Source organism: Antribacter soli (assembly GCF_021568775.1).
In the GTDB taxonomy this organism is placed as follows: Bacteria; Actinomycetota; Actinomycetes; order Actinomycetales; family Cellulomonadaceae; genus Antribacter; species Antribacter soli.
This window is the reverse complement of the sequence record NZ_JAKGSG010000019.1, coordinates 1-2,352: the sequence shown is the minus strand read 5'-3', so window position 1 is coordinate 2,352 and position 2,352 is coordinate 1. Positions and strand designations below refer to the sequence as shown.

The following is a 2,352-nucleotide window of genomic DNA, read 5'->3' as shown; positions in this document are numbered from 1 at the left end:
CAGGCTCAGGCGGAAGACGGGACGGTCTGAGCCGGAGGTGCAGCGCAGGGTGGGGGCCGAGGAACGAGGCACCCGCCCGGAGCGGAACCGCAGGCTCAGGCGGAAGACGGGACGGTCTGAGCCGGAGGTGCAGCGCAGGGTGGGGGCCGAGGAACGAGGCACCCGCCCGGAGCGGAACCGCAGGCTCAGGCGGAAGACGGGACGGTCTGAGCCGGAGCGGAACCGCAGGGATGCTGCCGCCGGGTGCCTGTCGGTTTCCGACAGGCAGGCGCGGCCGAAGCCTGCGGCGACGCCTCAGGCCATGGTGGAACCCTCCAAACGTCGATTGACGGGCTTGGGCCCTTTCCCAATCTTCCCGGCGAGGTTGGGCCCGCGTGCCTTGGGCCGGACCGGTACGCGTTACCGTGAGCCGTGCTCAGTTCTCAGGGTCCCCGCATCACCAAGGTGCTCATCGCCAACCGCGGTGAGATCGCCGTCCGCGTCGCCCGCGCGTGCGCCGACGCCGGCATCGCGTCCGTCGCCGTCTACGCCGACTCCGACCGCGAGGCCCTGCACGTCCGCCTGGCCGACGAGGCGTTCGCCCTGGGCGGCATCCGCGCGGCGGAGACGTACCTCGACATGAGCAAGCTGCTCGACGTCGCACGCCGCTCCGGCGCCGACGCCGTGCACCCCGGCTACGGCTTCCTGTCGGAGAACGCGCAGTTCGCGCAGGCCGTCGCAGACGCCGGCCTGGTGTGGATCGGCCCGCCGCCGGCCGCGATCGAGGCGCTCGGCGACAAGGTGAGCGCGCGCCACATCGCGCAGCGCGCCGGCGCTCCCCTCGTGCCCGGCACGGCGGACCCCGTCGCCTCCGCGGACGAGGTCCGTGCGTTCGCCGAGGAGCACGGCCTGCCGATCGCGATCAAGGCGGCGTTCGGCGGCGGCGGGCGCGGCCTGAAGGTCGCCCGCACGCACGAGGAGATCGGCGAGCTGTTCGACTCTGCGGTGCGCGAGGCCACGGCCGCGTTCGGCCGCGGCGAGTGCTTCGTCGAGCGGTACCTCGACAAGCCGCGGCACGTGGAGACGCAGTGCCTCGCCGACCAGCACGGCAATGTCGTCGTGGTGTCGACGCGCGACTGCTCGCTGCAGCGCCGCCACCAGAAGCTCGTCGAGGAGGCACCCGCGCCGTTCCTCACGCCCGAGCAGGAGAAGGCGCTCTACTCGTCGTCGGAGGCGATCCTGCGCGAGGCCGGATACGTCGGCGCGGGCACGTGCGAGTTCCTCGTGGGCGTCGACGGCACGATCTCGTTCCTCGAGGTCAACACGCGGCTCCAGGTGGAGCACCCGGTGACCGAGGAGGTCACCGGCATCGACCTGGTCCGCGAGCAGCTCCGCATCGCGGCGGGCGAGCCCCTCGGGTACACGCAGACGCAGGTGCGCGGGCACTCGATCGAGTTCCGCCTCAACGGTGAGGACCCGGCTGCGGGCTTCCTCCCGGCGCCGGGCAAGATCACGCGCCTGCGCTTCCCGTCGGGTCCGGGCGTGCGCGTCGACACCGGCGTGACCGAGGGCGACACGGTGTCGGGCAACTTCGACTCGATGATCGCCAAGCTCATCGTCACGGGCGCCGACCGCCGTCAGGCAGTGGAGCGCGCCCGCCGCGCGCTGCGCGAGCTCGAGGTCGAGGGCATCCCCACGGTCGTGCCGTTCCACCGCGCGGTGCTGGAGGACGAGGCGTTCGTCCCGGCCGACGACGCACCGTTCCGCGTGCACACCCGCTGGATCGAGACCGAGTTCACCGACACGCTCGCGACGCTCGTGAAGGCGCCCGCCCCCGAGGCCGACCAGGCCGAGGAGGAGATTCCCGCGGAGCGCGTGGTCGTCGAGGTGGGCGGTCGCCGCCTCGAGGTCGTGCTGCCGGCCGGCCTGGGCGTGGCCGCCGGTCGCGCCCGCACCGCGAACGCCGCCCGCCGCCCGGCCCGCCGGTCGGGACCCCGCGCCGCGGGAGCCTCGGGCACCACCCTCGCCTCGCCGATGCAGGGCACCATCGTCAAGGTCGCCGTGCAGGAGGGGGCCCAGGTCGCCGAGGGTGACCTCGTCGTGGTCCTCGAGGCGATGAAGATGGAGCAGCCGCTCGTGGCGCACCGGTCCGGCACGGTCCGGTCGCTCACGGCCGCGCCTGGTGCGGGCGTGACGGCCGGCGCCGTGATCTGCGAGATCGTCGACTGAGACCGGAGCGGAACGCAGGTCTCAGGCGAGCGACGGTACCGACCGAGCGCCTGTTCGGTAGTTCGGGGGGGGGGGGGGGGGGGGGGGGGGGGGGGCGGGGGGGGGGCGGGGGGGCCGCCCGCCCCCCCGCGGGCGCGCGGGCGG

1 protein-coding gene is annotated in these 2,352 nt (G+C 74.2%); it reads left to right on the top strand.

Annotated elements, in window-relative coordinates; genetic code table 11:
• Positions 1-411: 411 nt before the first annotated feature.
• Positions 412-2,208 (top strand): acetyl/propionyl/methylcrotonyl-CoA carboxylase subunit alpha, encoded by a 1,797-nt coding sequence (locus L1785_RS04675; protein ID WP_236088035.1) that lies wholly within the window; start codon positions 412-414, stop codon positions 2,206-2,208.
• The last annotated feature ends 144 nt before the right edge of the window (positions 2,209-2,352 follow it).